General features: G+C 64.7%; 16 protein-coding genes and 2 tRNA genes. 7 read left to right on the forward strand and 11 right to left on the reverse strand.

From position 1 onward, the window contains the following. The first annotated feature begins 55 nt into the window (after positions 1 to 55). Both J2X70_RS15600 and J2X70_RS15605 read left to right on the forward strand, forming a co-directional pair. A tRNA-Met gene (locus tag J2X70_RS15600) sits at positions 56 to 132 on the forward strand. A 52-nt stretch (positions 133 to 184) separates the two neighbouring features. Then, positions 185 to 258: transfer RNA gene (locus tag J2X70_RS15605), tRNA-Gln, on the forward strand. Between the two features lie 302 nt (positions 259 to 560). Here J2X70_RS15605 and rpsI read toward each other — a convergent pair. Both rpsI and rplM read right to left on the reverse strand, forming a co-directional pair. Further along, on the reverse strand, positions 561 to 953 hold the full coding sequence (gene rpsI, locus J2X70_RS15610) for a 30S ribosomal protein S9 (RefSeq protein ID WP_005411311.1): 393 nt from the start codon (positions 951 to 953) through the stop codon (positions 561 to 563). Positions 954 to 955: 2 nt separating this feature from the next. Then, positions 956 to 1,384 (reverse strand): 50S ribosomal protein L13, encoded by a 429-nt coding sequence (gene rplM / locus J2X70_RS15615; protein ID WP_025874623.1) that lies wholly within the window; start codon positions 1,382 to 1,384, stop codon positions 956 to 958. Between the two features lie 196 nt (positions 1,385 to 1,580). Here rplM and coq7 point away from each other — a divergent pair, with 196 nt between their 5' ends. Then, on the forward strand, positions 1,581 to 2,225 hold the full coding sequence (coq7, locus tag J2X70_RS15620; RefSeq protein ID WP_099843937.1) for a 2-polyprenyl-3-methyl-6-methoxy-1,4-benzoquinone monooxygenase: 645 nt from the start codon (positions 1,581 to 1,583) through the stop codon (positions 2,223 to 2,225). A gap of 95 nt (positions 2,226 to 2,320) precedes the next feature. On the opposite strand, the gene sugE is transcribed toward coq7, so the two are convergent. Then, positions 2,321 to 2,641 (reverse strand): quaternary ammonium compound efflux SMR transporter SugE, encoded by a 321-nt coding sequence (sugE, locus tag J2X70_RS15625; protein ID WP_025874621.1) that lies wholly within the window; start codon positions 2,639 to 2,641, stop codon positions 2,321 to 2,323. A 165-nt stretch (positions 2,642 to 2,806) separates the two neighbouring features. Beyond that, positions 2,807 to 3,601 (reverse strand): adenosylmethionine decarboxylase, encoded by a 795-nt coding sequence (gene speD, locus J2X70_RS15630; protein WP_025874620.1) that lies wholly within the window; start codon positions 3,599 to 3,601, stop codon positions 2,807 to 2,809. A gap of 150 nt (positions 3,602 to 3,751) precedes the next feature. On the opposite strand from speD, the gene crp reads away from it, so the two are divergent. Beyond that, positions 3,752 to 4,441 carry a cAMP-activated global transcriptional regulator CRP gene (gene crp, locus J2X70_RS15635; protein WP_025874619.1) on the forward strand — a complete coding sequence of 230 codons (690 nt, stop codon included), beginning with the start codon at positions 3,752 to 3,754 and terminating at the stop codon, positions 4,439 to 4,441. A gap of 137 nt (positions 4,442 to 4,578) precedes the next feature. After that, complete coding sequence (locus J2X70_RS15640) at positions 4,579 to 5,340, forward strand: sulfite exporter TauE/SafE family protein (RefSeq protein WP_025874618.1); 762 nt, start codon at positions 4,579 to 4,581, stop codon at positions 5,338 to 5,340. A gap of 151 nt (positions 5,341 to 5,491) precedes the next feature. Here the strand turns inward: J2X70_RS15640 and J2X70_RS15645 are convergent, their stop codons facing one another. The 7 genes from J2X70_RS15645 to J2X70_RS15675 all read right to left on the reverse strand — a co-directional run bounded on the left by J2X70_RS15645 (position 5,492) and on the right by J2X70_RS15675 (position 13,256). Beyond that, positions 5,492 to 6,208: a haloacid dehalogenase-like hydrolase gene (locus J2X70_RS15645; RefSeq protein ID WP_025874617.1), complete on the reverse strand. Its 717-nt coding sequence runs from the start codon at positions 6,206 to 6,208 to the stop codon at positions 5,492 to 5,494. Beyond that, positions 6,205 to 6,999, reverse strand: a complete 795-nt coding sequence (gene trpC, locus J2X70_RS15650; protein WP_309911130.1) for an indole-3-glycerol phosphate synthase TrpC — start codon at positions 6,997 to 6,999, stop codon at positions 6,205 to 6,207. The genes J2X70_RS15645 and trpC overlap by 4 nt, the downstream gene beginning before the upstream one ends. Before the next feature lie 74 nt (positions 7,000 to 7,073). Continuing rightward, positions 7,074 to 8,105, reverse strand: coding sequence for an anthranilate phosphoribosyltransferase (gene trpD / locus J2X70_RS15655; protein ID WP_025874615.1), 1,032 nt, complete (start codon positions 8,103 to 8,105; stop codon positions 7,074 to 7,076). A gap of 16 nt (positions 8,106 to 8,121) precedes the next feature. Beyond that, positions 8,122 to 8,709, reverse strand: a complete 588-nt coding sequence (locus J2X70_RS15660; RefSeq protein ID WP_025874614.1) for an aminodeoxychorismate/anthranilate synthase component II — start codon at positions 8,707 to 8,709, stop codon at positions 8,122 to 8,124. A gap of 2 nt (positions 8,710 to 8,711) precedes the next feature. Then, a complete protein-coding gene (locus J2X70_RS15665; protein ID WP_059065382.1) occupies positions 8,712 to 9,491 on the reverse strand; it encodes an SIMPL domain-containing protein in 780 nt (259 codons plus the stop codon). Positions 9,492 to 9,558: 67 nt separating this feature from the next. Next, positions 9,559 to 11,049 (reverse strand): anthranilate synthase component I, encoded by a 1,491-nt coding sequence (gene trpE / locus J2X70_RS15670; protein ID WP_059065384.1) that lies wholly within the window; start codon positions 11,047 to 11,049, stop codon positions 9,559 to 9,561. Between the two features lie 176 nt (positions 11,050 to 11,225). Then, positions 11,226 to 13,256: an XVIPCD domain-containing protein gene (locus J2X70_RS15675; protein ID WP_309911135.1), complete on the reverse strand. Its 2,031-nt coding sequence runs from the start codon at positions 13,254 to 13,256 to the stop codon at positions 11,226 to 11,228. Between the two features lie 231 nt (positions 13,257 to 13,487). Here J2X70_RS15675 and J2X70_RS15680 point away from each other — a divergent pair, with 231 nt between their 5' ends. Beyond that, positions 13,488 to 14,591 (forward strand): ankyrin repeat domain-containing protein, encoded by a 1,104-nt coding sequence (locus tag J2X70_RS15680; RefSeq protein ID WP_256993991.1) that lies wholly within the window; start codon positions 13,488 to 13,490, stop codon positions 14,589 to 14,591. Positions 14,592 to 14,602: 11 nt separating this feature from the next. Further along, on the forward strand, positions 14,603 to 15,460 hold the full coding sequence (locus tag J2X70_RS15685) for an ankyrin repeat domain-containing protein (RefSeq protein WP_059065386.1): 858 nt from the start codon (positions 14,603 to 14,605) through the stop codon (positions 15,458 to 15,460).

The following is a 15,460-nucleotide window of genomic DNA, read 5'->3' on the forward strand; positions in this document are numbered from 1 at the left end:
GATACAAAGGTGTTGACAGTCCTTGTACACATCAGCAGAATAGCGGGCTCACCAAGGCTATGTAGCTCAGCCGGTTAGAGCACAGCACTCATAATGCTGGGGTCGGTGGTTCGAGTCCACCCATAGCCACCACGTTGAAGTTGTTTTTCAACGTGAAAAGTGAGAAAATAGTTGCACGTTACATTGCCCCTTAGCCAAGCGGTAAGGCACCTGACTCTGACTCAGGCATCGGTGGTTCGAATCCATCAGGGGCAGCCAAATTAAAAAGAAAAAGGCCTGATCGAAAGATCAGGCCTTTTTCTTTTTAATTTGGTCACGCATCCCACCTTATCCCCGCGCCTGTCGGCGCACCCCCTTGAACAACAAGGGGGCTCTCCTCCAGAGAGGGATCCGGGGTCGGATCCTTTTCCAAAGGAAAAGGCCCTGACCCCACCCCATCGCCAGCCGCTAGCCGGCAACCTGGAAATGCGCAGCCCCAGAACGACAAAAGCCCGGCCGAAGCCGGGCTTTTGCTTTTCCAACCAGCGGGCTCCCGAAGGAGCCCGGCCAGGCGCGGTAAATCAGCGCTTGGAGAACTGGGTGGCGCGGCGGGCCTTGTGCAGACCGACCTTCTTACGTTCGACTTCGCGGGCGTCGCGGGTCATGAAGCCAGCCTTGCGCAGCTCGGACTTCAGGGTCTCGTCGTACTCGACCAGAGCACGGGCGATGCCCAGACGGATCGCACCGGCCTGGCCGGTGGTGCCGCCGCCAGCGGCGGTGACCAGGATGTCGAAGCTCTCGGTGTTCTTGGTCAGCTCGAGCGGCTGGCGCACGATCATGCGAGCGGTCTCACGGCCGAAGAACTCGTCCAGCGGACGGCCATTGACGGTGATGTTGCCCGAACCCTTGCGCAGGAACACGCGAGCGGTGGAGGACTTGCGGCGGCCAGTGCCGTAGTTTTGAGTGATAGCCATGATTAGATATCCAGAACCTGCGGCTGCTGTGCGGCGTGCGGATGCTCAGTGCCGGCGTAGACCTTGAGCTTGCGGTACATCTGGCGACCCAGCGTGCCCTTCGGCAGCATGCCCTTGACGGCGGTCTCGATCACGCGCTCCGGGTGGCGCTCAAGCGCCTGGGCGAGGGATTCGGTCTTCAGGTTGCCGATGTAACCGGTGAAACGGTGATACATCTTGTCCTGCAGCTTCTTGCCGGTGACGACAATCTTTTCTGCATTGATGACGACCAGGTAGTCGCCGGTATCAACGTGCGGGGTGTAGACCGGCTTGTGCTTGCCACGCAGACGGCGGGCCAGCTCGGTGCAGAGACGGCCCAGGGTCTTGCCCTCGGCGTCGACGAGGTACCAGTCGCGCTGGACGGTCTCGTTCTTGGCAGTGAAAGTGCTCATGAAGAACTCTTGGTTAGGTCGGGCTCATTGCGGCGAAGGACTCGCCGGAACTCTGCCACGCGTTGTGAAAGGTGGAGCGTAAGGGGCGGCATTGTACGCAGCTTGGCTGGCGGGTGCAACCGGCCCCCTGCCCCGGGTTGGCAGGGGACCGGGGCCGGGCGAGAATCGGGCTTCCCCCGCTCCACGCCGTGCCGCCATGACCGTGCTTCGCCAGACCACCCCGCTGGACCACCTGCTGACCGAGGCGCAGCGCGCCCTGGACACGGTGTTCGGCAACCCGCCGGCCAGCCGCCCCTATCCGGCCACGGACACCGGCGAGCCCGGCATGGACAGCGCCCAGCGTCGCCACGCGGCCGGGCTGATGCGCATCAACCATGTCGGTGAGGTCTGCGCCCAGGGCCTGTACTTCGGCCAGGCCGCGGTGGCACGCGACCCGGCGACCCGCGAACATCTGCTGGAAGCGGCCCAGGAAGAGACCGATCACCTGGCCTGGTGCGCCACCCGCCTGGGCGAGCTGGACAGCCGCCCGAGCCTGTTCAATCCGCTCTGGTACGCCGGCAGCTACACCATCGGCACCCTGGCCGGGCTGCGCGGCGACGGCTGGAACCTGGGCTTCGTGGTCGAGACCGAGCGCCAGGTGGAAGCCCATCTGGACGAACACCTGGTCGACCTGCCGGCCGGCGACCTGCGCAGCCGCGCGGTCATCCGGGTGATGAAGGAAGACGAGGCCCGGCATGCCGAACATGCCGAGCAGGCCGGCGCGCGCCGCCTGCCGTTCCCGATTCCGGGCGCGATGGCGCTGGCCTCCAGGGTGATGAAGACCATTGCCTACCGGCTGTGAGGCCACCTGACGGTAGTGCCGGCCGCTGGCCGGCAGCCCCGCATGGGTCGCCGCAGGTCATGAGGTTGCCGGCCAGCGGCCGGCACTACCAGGGCTTAGTTGGGTGACACCAGCTTCAGGCCGATCACGCCGGCCACGATCAGGCCCACGCAGGCCAAGCGTGCCGGCGACGCGCTGTCGTTGAACAGGTAGATGCCCAGTACGGTCACGCCCATGGCGCCGATGCCGGTCCAGATCGCATAGGCCGTGCCGACCGGAATGTTCTTCATCGCCTGGCTCATCAAGTACAGGCTGATCAGCGCCGACACCACCGTCAGGGCGGTCGGCACGGGTTTGCTGAAACCTTCGGAGTACTTCATTCCAAGGGCGAATCCGATCTCGAACAGACCGGCAAGCAGCAGGTAGATCCAGGGCATGGGTGGGGGCTCCTTACCTTTTTGGGAAAAACGAAACGGCCCGGTGTTTTCACACCGGGCCGTAGGTCGGTACATCGCCGTGGAACTGAAGATTGCGCCAAGCGCAGGCTCCACGGGGCGGGGCGTCCCGCCTGGGTGGCGATGCCTGCCGGCATCGCACATGGGTTACTCAGCCAGGTTGCGGCCGTGGAACAGCTCTTCGATCTCACGACGCAGCAGCGCTTCGATCTTCATGCGTTCCTTGAACGAGATGTTCTTGGCCTTTTCCTCGAACAGGTACTGGTCCAGGTCGAAGTCCTTCAGGTGCATCTTCGTGTGGAAGATGTTTTCCTGGTAGACATTGACGTCGAACATCTCGTAACGCGACTTGATGTTCTTGGCCAGGAAGTTCTGGATCGAGTTGATCTTGTGATCGATGTAGTGCTTCTTGCCCTTCACATCACGTGTGAAGCCACGGACACGGTAGTCCATGATCACGATGTCCGATTCCAGGCTCTCGATCAGGTAGTTCAGTGCCTTCAACGGCGAAATGACGCCACAGGTAGCCACGTCGATATCGGCGCGGAAGGTGGCAATGCCTTCCTGCGGGTGCGTTTCCGGATAGGTGTGCACGGTGATGTGCGACTTGTCCATGTGCGCGACCACGGCATCGGAAATCAACTCCTTGCCGGCCTGCTTCTTGTCGATCACCGGCTCTTCGGAGATCAGGATCGTCACCGAGGCACCCTGCGGATCGTAATCCTGGCGCGCCACGTTGAGGATGTTGGCGCCGATGATCTCAGCGACATCGGTCAAGATTTGAGTAAGCCTGTCGGCGTTGTACTCTTCATCGATGTATTCAATGTAACGCTGACGCTCCTCTTCGGTGCGCGCGTAACACACGTCATAGATGTTGAAGCTCAGCGCCTTGGTGAGGTTGTTGAAACCCTGCAACCTCAGGCGAGGCAACGGCTTGACCACGGCGGTCGATTCCTGTGTAAGAAGGGAAAGGGGGAATTATGCGGCATAAGTGTCTCCAGGGGGAACGTGAAGACGCTCAGGTTCTGGCACACTGTTTGCCCTTAACAATTGCGCTGGTTAAGCTCCGCTATCGACCCCGTGAATCCGTTCATGCGCAGAGGGAGCGCCCCTATCGTGTCAACCGTGCGCCTAGCTAGCAGCCCATTGGCCTTGGACATCGCAACAATCGACCGCTTCCTGGCACACAGCCACCGGCGGCGCTATCCCACCCGTACCGACGTCTTCCGACCCGGTGACCCGGCGGGAACCCTGTATTACGTCATCAGCGGCTCGGTTTCGATCATGGCCGAGGAGGAGGAGGACCGCGAGCTGGTGCTGGGCTATTTCGGCGCCGGTGAGTTCGTCGGCGAGATGGGCCTGTTCGTGGAGTCGGACCGCCGCGAGGTGATCCTGCGCACCCGCACCGCCTGTGAGCTGGCCGAAATCAGCTACGAGCGCCTGCATCAGCTGTTCCTCGGCCCGCTGTCGGCCGATGCCCCGCGCCTGCTGTACGCGCTGGGCCAGCAGATCTCCAAGCGCCTGCTGGACACCAGCCGCAAGGCCAGCCGCCTGGCGTTCCTGGATGTCACCGACCGTATCGTGCGCACCCTGCACGATCTGGCGCAGGAGCCGGAGTCGATGAGCCATCCGCAGGGCAGCCAGCTGCGCGTCTCACGCCAGGAACTGGCCCGCCTGGTCGGCTGCTCGCGCGAAATGGCCGGCCGGGTGCTGAAGAAGCTGCAGACCGACGGCCTGCTGCACGCCCGCGGCAAGACCGTGGTGCTGTACGGCACCCGTTGACCACCCGGTGTCCGCCGGGCATGGCCCGGCGCTACCACAAGACCTGCGCCGGGAGCGCCGGGACATGCCCGGCGGACCGCCGTACGTGCGACGTACCATCGCATGTCCCGCACACCCGCTTCCGCTAGGCTCGATCCATGGAACTGAGCAGCGAATTCTGGTGGTTCATCCTCATCGGCCTTGGCGCACAGCTGGTCGATGGTGCGCTGGGCATGGCATTCGGGCTGGTTTCTTCATCGGTGCTGCTCAGCATGGGGCTGCCTCCCGCACAGGTCAGCGCCAGCGTCCATACCGCTGAGGTGTTCACCACCGGGGCATCCGGTGTGTCGCATCTGGTAGCAGGAAATGTCGACAAACGCCTGTTCTTCCGCCTCGCGCTGCCCGGCGCACTGGGTGGTGCACTCGGCGCGTACGTCCTGACACAGGTCCCTGGCGACCTGATCCGCCCGCTGATCTACCTGTACCTGCTGGTGCTGGCCATCATCATCCTGGCCCGCGCGGCCGGCCGCTGGATGCCCAAGGGCGAGATCCGCCGGGTGCCGGTGCTGGGATTCTTCGCTGGCCTGCTCGATGCCAGCGGCGGCGGCGGCTGGGGCCCGGTGGCCACCTCCACCCTGCTCGCCCGCGGTGGCCAGGCCAGGACCACCATCGGCACCGTCAACGCGGCCGAGTTCGTGGTCACTCTGACCATTTCGGCCACGTTCCTGCTATCGATGGGGGTGCAGCACCTGCAGATCGTCGCCGGCCTGTTGATCGGCGGCATGATGGCCGCGCCGGTGGCGGCGGTGCTGGTGAAGCGGGTGAAGGAACGCTGGGTGCTGGTCGCAGTGGGCGTGCTGGTGCTGGGCATCAGCCTGTTCCAGGTGGGCCATGCACTGTTCGGGTACCTGGGCCGCTGACCGCCCGCCGGGCGTGGCCCGGCGCTACCCGCGTGGGCTTCGGTAGTGCCGGCCGCTGGCCGGCAACCTCATGAACTCCGGAAACGCGTGCCAGGTTGCCGGCCAGCGGCCGGCACTACCGGGTCCCTGCCCGGCGCGCAGGCGGGATCGATTACGCCTTGTCGCCGCCGCGGTCCACGCAGCCCCAGTTGAGGATGCGGGTGCCGGCCGGCAGCACGCGGCGGAAGAATTCCACCTTGGCCGGCTTCGGGTTGACCACCACCGGCGCTTTCGCCGCCAGCAGCAGCGGCAGGTCGGCGGTGCTGTCGGAATAGGCGATGTCGATGTCGCCGTAGCCGCGCTCGCGCAGCATGCGCATCTTCTCTTCGTTGTGGCAGTGTCGGGTCGGCCCTACCCCGCCCAGACGCGGCCCCACTTCGGTGCCGATCACCGGCACGTCCTGGTGAGCGACAAAGGCCAGGATCGCACGGGCCAACTCCGGCGGCGCACCGGTGGCCACCACCACGCGGTCGCCCTTGGCACGATGCGCGGCGAACACCTCCAGCGCCTGCGGCAACAGCTTGGCGCGCATCTGCGCCTCGTTGCGCAGCACGTAGGCGTCGATCACCTTGTTGAACTCACGCGCGCGGTGCAGCCCGAAACTGCCGATCCAGACATAGACCGAGATACCGGCACGGCGGGTCGGCAGCATCGCCACCATCGGCCCGGCGATCGGGGTGACCAGCAGCGCCGCCAGCATCCGCAGCGGGTTGCGCTTGATCAGCGAGGCGAACAGGTGGGTACCCGAATCGCCGTCATACAGGGTGTGGTCGAAGTCGAAGACCACCAGCGGCGCATCCTCGCGCGGCGTTGGATAGTGCGTTTTCATGCTGCGAAGAATAGCTGACGCAGACCCTCACCCGGCTCTTCCACGCGCATGAAGGCCTCGCCGACCAGGAACGCGTGGATGCCGGCATCGCGCATCAGCGCCACGTCCTGCGGGCCGAGAATGCCACTCTCGGTGACCAGCAGGCGATCGCGCGGCACGGCCAGGCGCATGTCCAGCGTGGTCTGCAGCGACACTTCGAAGGTGCGCAGGTTGCGGTTGTTGATGCCGATCATCGGCGCCGGCACCTGCAGTGCACGTTCCAGTTCGTCGATGTCGTGCACTTCCACCAGCACGTCCATGCCCAGCGACATCGCCAGTTCGGACAGCGTGGCCAGCTGCGTATCGTCGAGCGCGGCGACGATCAGCAGGATGCAGTCGGCGCCGAGCACGCGCGCCTCGACCACCTGGTAGGCGTCGATCACGAAGTCCTTGCGCAGCACCGGCAGCGTGCAGGCATCGCGGGCCTGCTGCAGGTAGACGTCGGCGCCCCGGAAGAAGTCCACGTCGGTCAGCACCGACAGGCAGCTGGCGCCGCCGAACTCATAGCTGACCGCGATGTCGGCCGGGCGGAAGTCGGGGCGGATCACGCCCTTGGACGGGCTGGCCTTCTTCACTTCGGCAATCACCGCCGGATCGCCATTGGCCACCGCGGCCTGCAGCGCGCGCACGAAACCGCGCACCGGTGGCGCATCGGCCAGCGCGGCCTGCAGCTCCTCAAGCGGCCGCTGGGCGCGGCGCTGGGCTACTTCTTCGGCCTTGCGGGCCAGGATCGTCTGCAAGATATCGCTCATCGTCGTCGGGTCGGTGCTGGGGCGGTGAGGACGACCATTATCGGCCATCGGGTGGGTCAGGCTGAACCGCGCGCTCAGGCAACCAGCGCGCGGGTGGTATCGACATACTGCTGCAGGCGGGCACGGGCGCTGCCATCGGCGATGACCGCGCGGGCACGGGCCAGGCCGTCGCCGATATCGCTGGCTACGCCGGCCACGTACAACGCTGCGCCCGCATTCAGGGCGACGATGTCCAGCGCCGGACCCGGCTCGTTGTCGAGCACCGCGCGCAGCATGGCAATGGATTGCTCCGGGCCGTCCACGCGCAGGTTGCGGCTGGCCGACATGGCGATGCCGAAGTCTTCCGGATGGATCTCGTACTCGCGCACCTTTCCGTCGCGCAGCTCACCCACCAGGGTGCCGGCGCCCAGCGAGATCTCGTCCATGTTGTCGCGGCCCCAGACCACCATCGCACGCTCGGTACCCAGCTCGCGCAGCACGCGCGCCTGGATGCCCACCAGGTCGGGATGGAACACGCCCATCAGCACCGACGGTGCGCTGGCCGGGTTGGTCAGCGGCCCGAGGATGTTGAAGATGGTGCGCACGCCCATCTCGCGACGCACCGGCGCCACCACCTTCATCGACGGATGGTGGATCGGCGCGAACATGAAACCGATGCCGGTCTGTTCGATGGCCGCCGCCACCTGCGCCGGCTGCAGCTCGATCGCTGCGCCCAATGCCTCGACCGCATCAGCGCTGCCGGACTTGGACGACACGCTGCGGTTGCCATGCTTGGCCACGCGCGCGCCGGCGGCAGCAGCAACGAACATCGCGCAGGTGGAGATGTTGAAGGTATGCGAGCCATCGCCACCGGTGCCGACGATGTCGACCAGGTGGGTGGTATCGGCGACCGGCACGGCCAGCGCGAATTCGCGCATCACTGTCGCCGCGGCGGCGATCTCGTCGATGGTCTCCTTCTTCACACGCAGGCCGGTGAGGATGGCGGCGGTCATCATCGGCGAGACGTCGCCGCGCATGATCTGCCGCATCAGGTCGACCATTTCGTCGAAGAAGATTTCGCGATGTTCGATGGTGCGTTGCAGGGCTTCCTGGGGGGAGAAGCTCATCGGAATACTCCTTGGATCAGGCAGCCGGGCGCTGCAGGAAATTGCGCAGCAGCGCATGACCGTGTTCGGTGAGGATAGATTCGGGATGGAACTGCACGCCCTCGACCGGGAACTGGCGGTGGCGCAGGCCCATGATCTCTTCGATCGAGCCATCCTCGTTCTCGGTCCACGCAGTCACTTCCAGCGCATCGGGCAGGCTGTTCTTGTCCACCACCAGCGAGTGGTAGCGGGTGGCCTGGTAACCGTCCGGCAGGCCGGCGAATACGCCCTTGCCCTCATGGCGGATCGGCGAGGTCTTGCCGTGCATGATGTTGCCGGCACGGATGACCGTGCCGCCGTAGACCTGGCCGATACCCTGGTGGCCCAGGCACACGCCGAGGATCGGCGTGGTCGGCCCCAGGCGCCGGATCAGCTCCAGCGACACGCCCGCTTCGTTGGGCGTGCACGGGCCGGGCGAGATGACGATGCGCTCGGGTTTCTGCGCGGCGATCTCGTCCACGCTCATCGCATCGTTGCGCACCACCTTCACCTCGGCACCCAGCGTCTGCAGGTACTGCACGAGGTTGTAGGTGAAGCTGTCGTAGTTGTCGATCATCCACAACATGGTCAGGTTCCGTCGCTTATCAGGAAAATGGCGTACACGTTTTCGGTGTAGGTGATGGGGCCGGCTTCGATGGATTCGGGCAGGCGCGAGCCCGTGGTCTCGATGCTGTTCATCGGCGCCTCGGGCGAGGGCGGCGAAGGCGGCGTCACCAGATCGCCGCTGCTGGGCCAGCTGCCTGCCTGGATGCCGTAGGCGAAGTTCGGCGCCACATCGGAAATGCTGTACAGACCGCGCAGCTGGGTGCCGTAGGCCTTGGCCAGGCCCTGCGCGGACTCGCGGGTCTTGGCTGCGGCCTCGCCCTTGAGTTCACGGCGCAGCGCCACCTCGCCCGAGTACGTCGGGGCCAGGCTGCTGACCTGTACGTTCTCGTTGGCCTTCAGCGCACCCAGCACATCCTGCATCGCCTTCACGCTGGCAAAGCTGGCGCGCAGCTGGCGTGACACGCGCGTACCGATGAAGACCTGCCGGTTCTGCTCATAGCGCGTGGCGGGGCCGATGCGCAGGTTGTCCGCGCGCACGCTGCCGTCCACCGCTTTTTGCTGCTTGAACAGCGCCAGCACGCGGGCGACGTTGTCCTGCACGCGGCGACGCGCGGCATCGGCATCCATATCGGTCTCTTCGATGTTCAATTGCAGGCCGAACCGGTCGGGCATCACCAGACGGCGCGCCTCGCCCTTCACCAGCAGGTGCGGCTGCGAGGGAATGGTGTTGGCCTGCGCCCAGGCAGACGGGGCCATCGTGGCCAGCAGCGACGACCACAGCAATGCGCTCAGCAGCTTCATGCGGTACTCCTTGTCTTGAATGGAAACAGCGAGGGGTGCTGCGGCGCAGGCCACAGCACGGGGAAACTCACAGGCCCTTGGCGGCCTGGGCGACGGCACGGAACAGCGCGCGGCCCTTGTTCATCGTCTCGTCCCATTCCTTGTCCGGGTCCGAGTCGTAGACGATGCCGGCGCCGGCCTGCACGTACAGGCGGCCATCCTTGATCACGGCGGTGCGGATCGCGATCGCGGTATCGGCATCGCCGTGCCAGCCGATGTAACCGATGCTGCCGGCGTAGACATTGCGCTTGATCGGTTCCAGTTCGCGGATCACTTCCAGCGCGCGGATCTTCGGCGCGCCGCTGACCGTACCGGCCGGGAAGGTGGCGCGCAGCACGTCGGCGTAGCTCAGGCCCGGCTGCAGCTGCCCGGTCACTTCGCTGACGATGTGCATGACGTGGCTGTAGCGTTCGATCACGAACTGCTCGCCCACTTCCACGGTACCGGCTTTGGACACGCGGCCGGCGTCGTTGCGGCCCAGGTCGATCAGCATCAAGTGCTCGGCGCGTTCCTTCGGATCGGCCAGCAGCTCGACTTCCAGCGCCTGGTCCAGTTCCGGCGTGGCGCCGCGCGGGCGGGTGCCGGCGATCGGGCGCACGGTCACTTCACCCACGCCTTCATGGGTATGTTGCAGACGCACCAGGATTTCCGGCGAGGAGCCGACCACCTGCAGGTCGCCGACATCGAGGAAATACATGTACGGCGACGGATTCAGTGCACGCAGCGCGCGATACACATCCACCGGGCGCGCCTTGAACGGCACGCTCAGGCGCTGGCTGAGCACCACCTGGAAGATGTCGCCGGCACGGATGTACTCCTTGCTGCGCTGGACCGCATCGACGAAGCCTTCGCGGGTGAAACCGGAAACGAAATCGGACTCGTCCAGCACGTCGCTGGTGAGTGGTGCCGGATAGCCGGCACCCGGCGCGCGCAGCTTGGCCGCCAATGCGTCCAGGCGCGCTTGGGCCTGTTCAAAGGCGCCCGCTTGGCGCGGATCGGCATGCACGATCAGGTACAGCCGGCCCTTCAGGTTGTCGAACACCGCCAGCTCATCGGAGTGCAGCAGCAGGATGTCCGGGGTGCCCAGTTCGTCGCGGCCGGCCGGCGATGCCAGGCGCGGCTCGATGTAGCCGATGCACTCGAACCCGAACCAGCCGACCAAGCCACCGGTGAAGCCCGGCAGGCCTTCCAGCTTCGGCACCGAGTGAGCACTGCGCAGCGCCTCGACCTCGGCAAACGGATCGGCCACCTCGCGGGTTTCCACCACCTGGCCGTCCTCGCGCACCGTCAGGGTGTGGCCGTGGAAGGCGTACAAGCGACGTGCCGGCAGGCCAATGATCGAGTAACGACCAAAGCGCTCGCCGCCTTCGACGGATTCAAACAGGTAGGTATTGGGGCCGTCGGCGAGCTTCAGATAGACCGAAAGCGGCGTGTCCAGGTCGGACAGCACTTCGCGGACAACGGGAATATGGGTGTGGCCTTCAGCGGCCTGCTGCTGAAACTGAGCGTGCGAGATCAAGACGACTTTCCTTCCGGGACACAGCGTTATGGGGACGGACGACGGCAACAGGCCACCATCGCCACCAACGGCGTGCGGAAGAAAGGGTATGCGGGGTCGTCAGGCTGGACACGCAATGACTGTATCGCAGCTTTGGCCGCAGGGAAACCCTTTGGCGACGGGCGGTTTGCGCCGCCCTAGCCCATCCGCCGTGCCTGTTCCTGGGTCTCGTGCACCTGCTGCTGGGCCAGCGACACCCCCTGCGCCTGCTCGCGAGTGGCATTGATCGCGTCCATCTGGGCGGTGCTCGCGCTCAACGGCTGGGCCATGCCCGCCGCCACTTCGACGTGGGCATGTCGACGGTGCGCGGCGTTCAGGTCGGGCGTATCCACCGCGAAGGCGCGGCTGTGGTCGTCGCTGAGCACCACGTGGGAAATGGACTCCAGCCCCTCGCGCCTGGCCTGCACGGCCAGTGCGCCGGCGAGCTGGTCGCTCTGCAGGTCAGGCACCCGGTTGTGGGCGCGGTCCAGCGCGTGGACCCCGGTCTGGGCACCCACAAACAGGGGGTTGCCGGCATGGGAGGGATGATCGATGCCGATCGCCTGCGCCGAGGGTTCGGCGGCACGGCTGGCCTGCCGGCTTTCGGCGGCAGCCTGGACGTGCGGGGGCCGCTCGACCAGTTTCCGGGCGGCGGCCTCCTGCTTGATCAGTTCCGAGTCCAGGCTGGGGATGACCGTCGGATCCATGCCATGGCGGGCGGTCGCCTCACTGAAGGCCGGCATCATTCCGCGGATGACGCGTTCGGACTTGTCGAGGTTGTGGAGCTTCGCTGCGTCCAACACCAGGTTGCCGGTCGGCAAGTGGGTCGCAGCGGCAGCCCCGATGCCCACCGCAGCACCACCTACCGCGGACAGGGTGATCGGCGCCTTGTCGGTAATGCCCTTCACATGGGAGGCCACCAGGTCATAGCCGCGGTCAACATGGGCGCCGGCGGTGGCGAACCCGTTCTGCAGCTTGCCAGCGACCCATTGGCCGTCGTAGTTGATGGCGGCGGCAACGCGCTCGCCCGCCGCGCGCGTGCCTGCTGCATCGGCAAGGGCCTGTTTCGTCGCATGCTGCGCATGTTGCTCGCCGTGGTCACGGACGTCTTCGGCCTGCTTGGCAAGCCTGCCGGCGACGTTGTCCGCGCCCACCCGGTCAGCGACCCACGATAGTGCGGACAGGCCATGGGAGCGGGTCTGCGATTCGACGCGGTGCAGGGTGGATTCGATGCTTCCGGTCAGTTCGCGCCCCGAAGCAACCACCGTGCTCGTCGCCCGGGTACCCAACTGCAGGCTGGCCGAGCCCATGTTCACTACCTGGCCGATGACCATGCCCTCGGTCTTCAGCACGCGCTCGACGCCATCGCCCGTTCTGTCCAGCACCTGGGCAGTGGCAGCGCCCGCCCGCTCGACCTGCTCGCCGGCCAGCCGACCGCTACGCATGCCGTAGGCCGTGGCGTGCAGCACAGTGGACAACGGCCCCGCCAGTTCCGCCACCTGGCTGGGCGGCGCCACGTGCGGGCGATCGACGAGCGCCCCTTGCGCATCGCGGGTCTTGGGCTCAAGCAACAATTCCAGGCGCCCTGCCGCGAGCGGAATATCGCGCAGCGCCTGCTGGCCCGGCTGGCTCGCCAGTTGTTCGATGAACTGTGCAGCGGAGGTCTGCGCCCCCGGGGGCAGCATCTCGCGCAGCTTTTCACCGACGACCTTCTGCATGGCCGGATCCTTCAGCACCATGCCCAGCTCGTTGGCAAGCACGCCGTAGCCACGACGCTGCTGCTCGCTCAGGCGGTGCATGCCGTTCTGCACATCGTTCAGCACTTCACCGGTGGTCTGGTAGGTGTGCACGGTCTGCTGCGTATCGAAGGTCGGCAGGCCGTTGTCCTTGGCGAAACGCGCCGGGGTAGCCGGATGCAGGCCGGCGGCGTTGAACGTGGTGGCACGTGCGCCGGTGACTGCGGACGCGGCGGACGCCATGCCGCCACCGAGGGAGTGACCGGCGATTTCGAAGCCACCGGGCAGGCGTCTGTTCATGGCTACGGCAAGTTCCATCGCGCGATCGTAGTAATCGCTGCGCATGCCGATGCCCTGCTGGCCGTTGTTGAGGAAATCCTCGCCGCCGGATTCACGTTTTCCATCGGGCGCCAGAGGGTCAACAATCTCACCCGTAGATCCCTTGTAGACCACGACAGGTTTCGCATCCTCGCCAAAGACGCGCTTGTCCGGGATGTAGATTTCGGCACGGAATCCGGACTCAGGTGGCTGCAGCAGCTTCCGGATTGCATCGTCCGCCAGGTCGATCCCTGCCGCGCGCAGTGCTGCAGGATCCGTGCTTGCACGCGTCCACCCCAAAGGCGGCTCGCCAGCATGCTTGGCTGATTGATACACATCGGAGGCGAGTCCGGACATCTCCCGCGCGTGGTACGTCTCCTGCAAGCGATCTGCTTCTTCACCGTGGCCACTGGCACGCAGCCGCTCGACAAGTTCACGCTGTTCCTGGATTGCGCGGGCCCGCGCCTCAATGTCGGAATCCGTCATGGCAAGCTCCATTCACCTGGTAGGCGCATTTGCGCCGCGACACTTATCGATTACCAGAACCATTTGCTAATGTCACGGCTTGAGCATCATCTGATGCAGCATCAAAGAATCGGCATGCCCATTCATATTATCGAGAATGTGAAGCGACTCCCAATAACGGCGCTTTTCGTCACACTTCTATCTGTAAGTGGGTGCGCCCTGCCGTCAAGCCATGGCGCCGAGCAGTACTTCGACGGGAAAAACCTTGAGCTTGCGATATCAACCGAGAATGGCGATTCGGACACCATTCGGCACCTGATAAAGGACGAAGGCGTCGATCCAGACAAGGTCTTCGCTCGGGATGCTGGCATCCCCTTGGTGGCGTGGCCCCTTCGGGCGAAGAATCTTGATGGGCTACGTGCACTTCTGGACAACGGCGCAAATCCAAACGCACGCGCATACAAGACAGTAGATGGACGCAAGCTTGGCTACAACAATGCAATGGTCTATGCCGCCAAGATGGACGATTCCCGGTTCATTGAGCTTCTGCTGAGACACGGCGGAGACCCCAACACCCGGAACTCGGCCAATGAAACCCTGCTGTTTCAGGCTTTCGTCAGTGGAAACCAGTGGAAGAACATCCAGGTACTGATTGAGAACGGAGCCAACATCAACGAATCGAACCGCGGCCTGGGGGATGACACCGTGCTGAGCTGGTACACGGGAAGAGGCGGATTCGACTACGCCTACTGGTTGCTGGAGCATGGCGCAGACCCGACCATATCCGAGCGCGTGCCCCAGAACTCTGGCAGGACGGCTCGGCAATTGATGGTCGAAGACATTTACTGGGAAATCACCACGCCGGACAACCTGCCGTGGCAGAAGAAATGCCAGCAATGGCTGGCTGAGCGCAACATCCCCCGCCCGCCGATGCCCGACCACATCCGCAGGAAGCGCGAGGCCTTCAAATTCCCGAGCAAGGAAGAAGACATTCCGCTGCTGTAAGGAGCTCTGACATGGACGTTCACCTGCGTCGCATCATTGCGTATCCCGCCCTTCTGGCAGCAGCGCTGTTTCTGATTCCGGGCTGCACGCCACAGTCAACGCATGGTGCCAGCGACTACTTCAAGGGCAAGGCGCTTGAGCTGGCCGTTGCCAGCGAGCAAGGGGATGCCGACAAGATCACGCGCCTGGTAAAGGACGAAGGCGTCGATCCCGACAAGGTCTTCGCTCGCGATGCTGGCATCCCCTTGGTGGCGTGGCCCCTCCTGGCGAAGAATCTTGATGGGCTACGTGCACTTCTGGACAACGGCGCAGATCCGAATGCACGCGTATACAAGACGGTGGACGGGCGCAGGCTTGGTTACAACAATGCGATGGTCTACGCGGCAAAGATGGACGACCCTCGCTTCCTGGAGCTGCTCCTGAAGCATGGCGGAGACCCCAACACCCGCAACTCAGCCAACGAGACTCTACTGCTGCAGGCATTCCTCAGCGGAAATCAGTGGAAGAACATCCAGGTACTGATTGAGAACGGGGCCAACATCAATGAATCAAGCCTGGACCTGGGCGATGACACGGTCCTGAGCTGGTACACGACGCGAGGCGGCTTCGACTACGCTTACTGGCTACTGGAACATGGTGCTGATCCAGCGATTGCAAAGCCGGAAGGGTCCAGCCAGCCTGGCCGGCAGAAGATGGTCGAGGACATCTACTGGGAAATCACCACGCCGGACAACCTGCCGTGGCAGAAGAAATGCCAGCAATGGCTGGCTGAGCGCAACATCCCCCGCCCGCCGATGCCCGAACACATCCGCAGGAAGCGCGAGGCCTTCAAATTCCCGAGCAAGGAAGAAGACATTCCGCTGCTCTGA

It is taken from the genome of Stenotrophomonas sp. 1337 (assembly GCF_031455455.1).
Lineage (GTDB): Bacteria > Pseudomonadota > Gammaproteobacteria > Xanthomonadales > Xanthomonadaceae > Stenotrophomonas > Stenotrophomonas indicatrix.

Coding starts and splice junctions, on each gene's coding strand:
- J2X70_RS15640 (WP_025874618.1), top strand. CDS start 4,579: ATGGAACTGAGCAGCGAATTCTGGTGGTTCATCCTCATCGGCCTTGGC.
- J2X70_RS15645 (WP_025874617.1), bottom strand. CDS start 6,208: ATGAAAACGCACTATCCAACGCCGCGCGAGGATGCGCCGCTGGTGGTC.
- crp (WP_025874619.1), top strand. CDS start 3,752: ATGCGCAGAGGGAGCGCCCCTATCGTGTCAACCGTGCGCCTAGCTAGC.
- trpD (WP_025874615.1), bottom strand. CDS start 8,105: ATGAGCTTCTCCCCCCAGGAAGCCCTGCAACGCACCATCGAACATCGC.
- rplM (WP_025874623.1), bottom strand. CDS start 1,384: ATGAGCACTTTCACTGCCAAGAACGAGACCGTCCAGCGCGACTGGTAC.
- J2X70_RS15660 (WP_025874614.1), bottom strand. CDS start 8,709: ATGTTGTGGATGATCGACAACTACGACAGCTTCACCTACAACCTCGTG.
- J2X70_RS15685 (WP_059065386.1), top strand. CDS start 14,603: ATGGACGTTCACCTGCGTCGCATCATTGCGTATCCCGCCCTTCTGGCA.
- J2X70_RS15665 (WP_059065382.1), bottom strand. CDS start 9,491: ATGAAGCTGCTGAGCGCATTGCTGTGGTCGTCGCTGCTGGCCACGATG.
- coq7 (WP_099843937.1), top strand. CDS start 1,581: ATGACCGTGCTTCGCCAGACCACCCCGCTGGACCACCTGCTGACCGAG.
- trpC (WP_309911130.1), bottom strand. CDS start 6,999: ATGAGCGATATCTTGCAGACGATCCTGGCCCGCAAGGCCGAAGAAGTA.
- sugE (WP_025874621.1), bottom strand. CDS start 2,641: ATGCCCTGGATCTACCTGCTGCTTGCCGGTCTGTTCGAGATCGGATTC.
- rpsI (WP_005411311.1), bottom strand. CDS start 953: ATGGCTATCACTCAAAACTACGGCACTGGCCGCCGCAAGTCCTCCACC.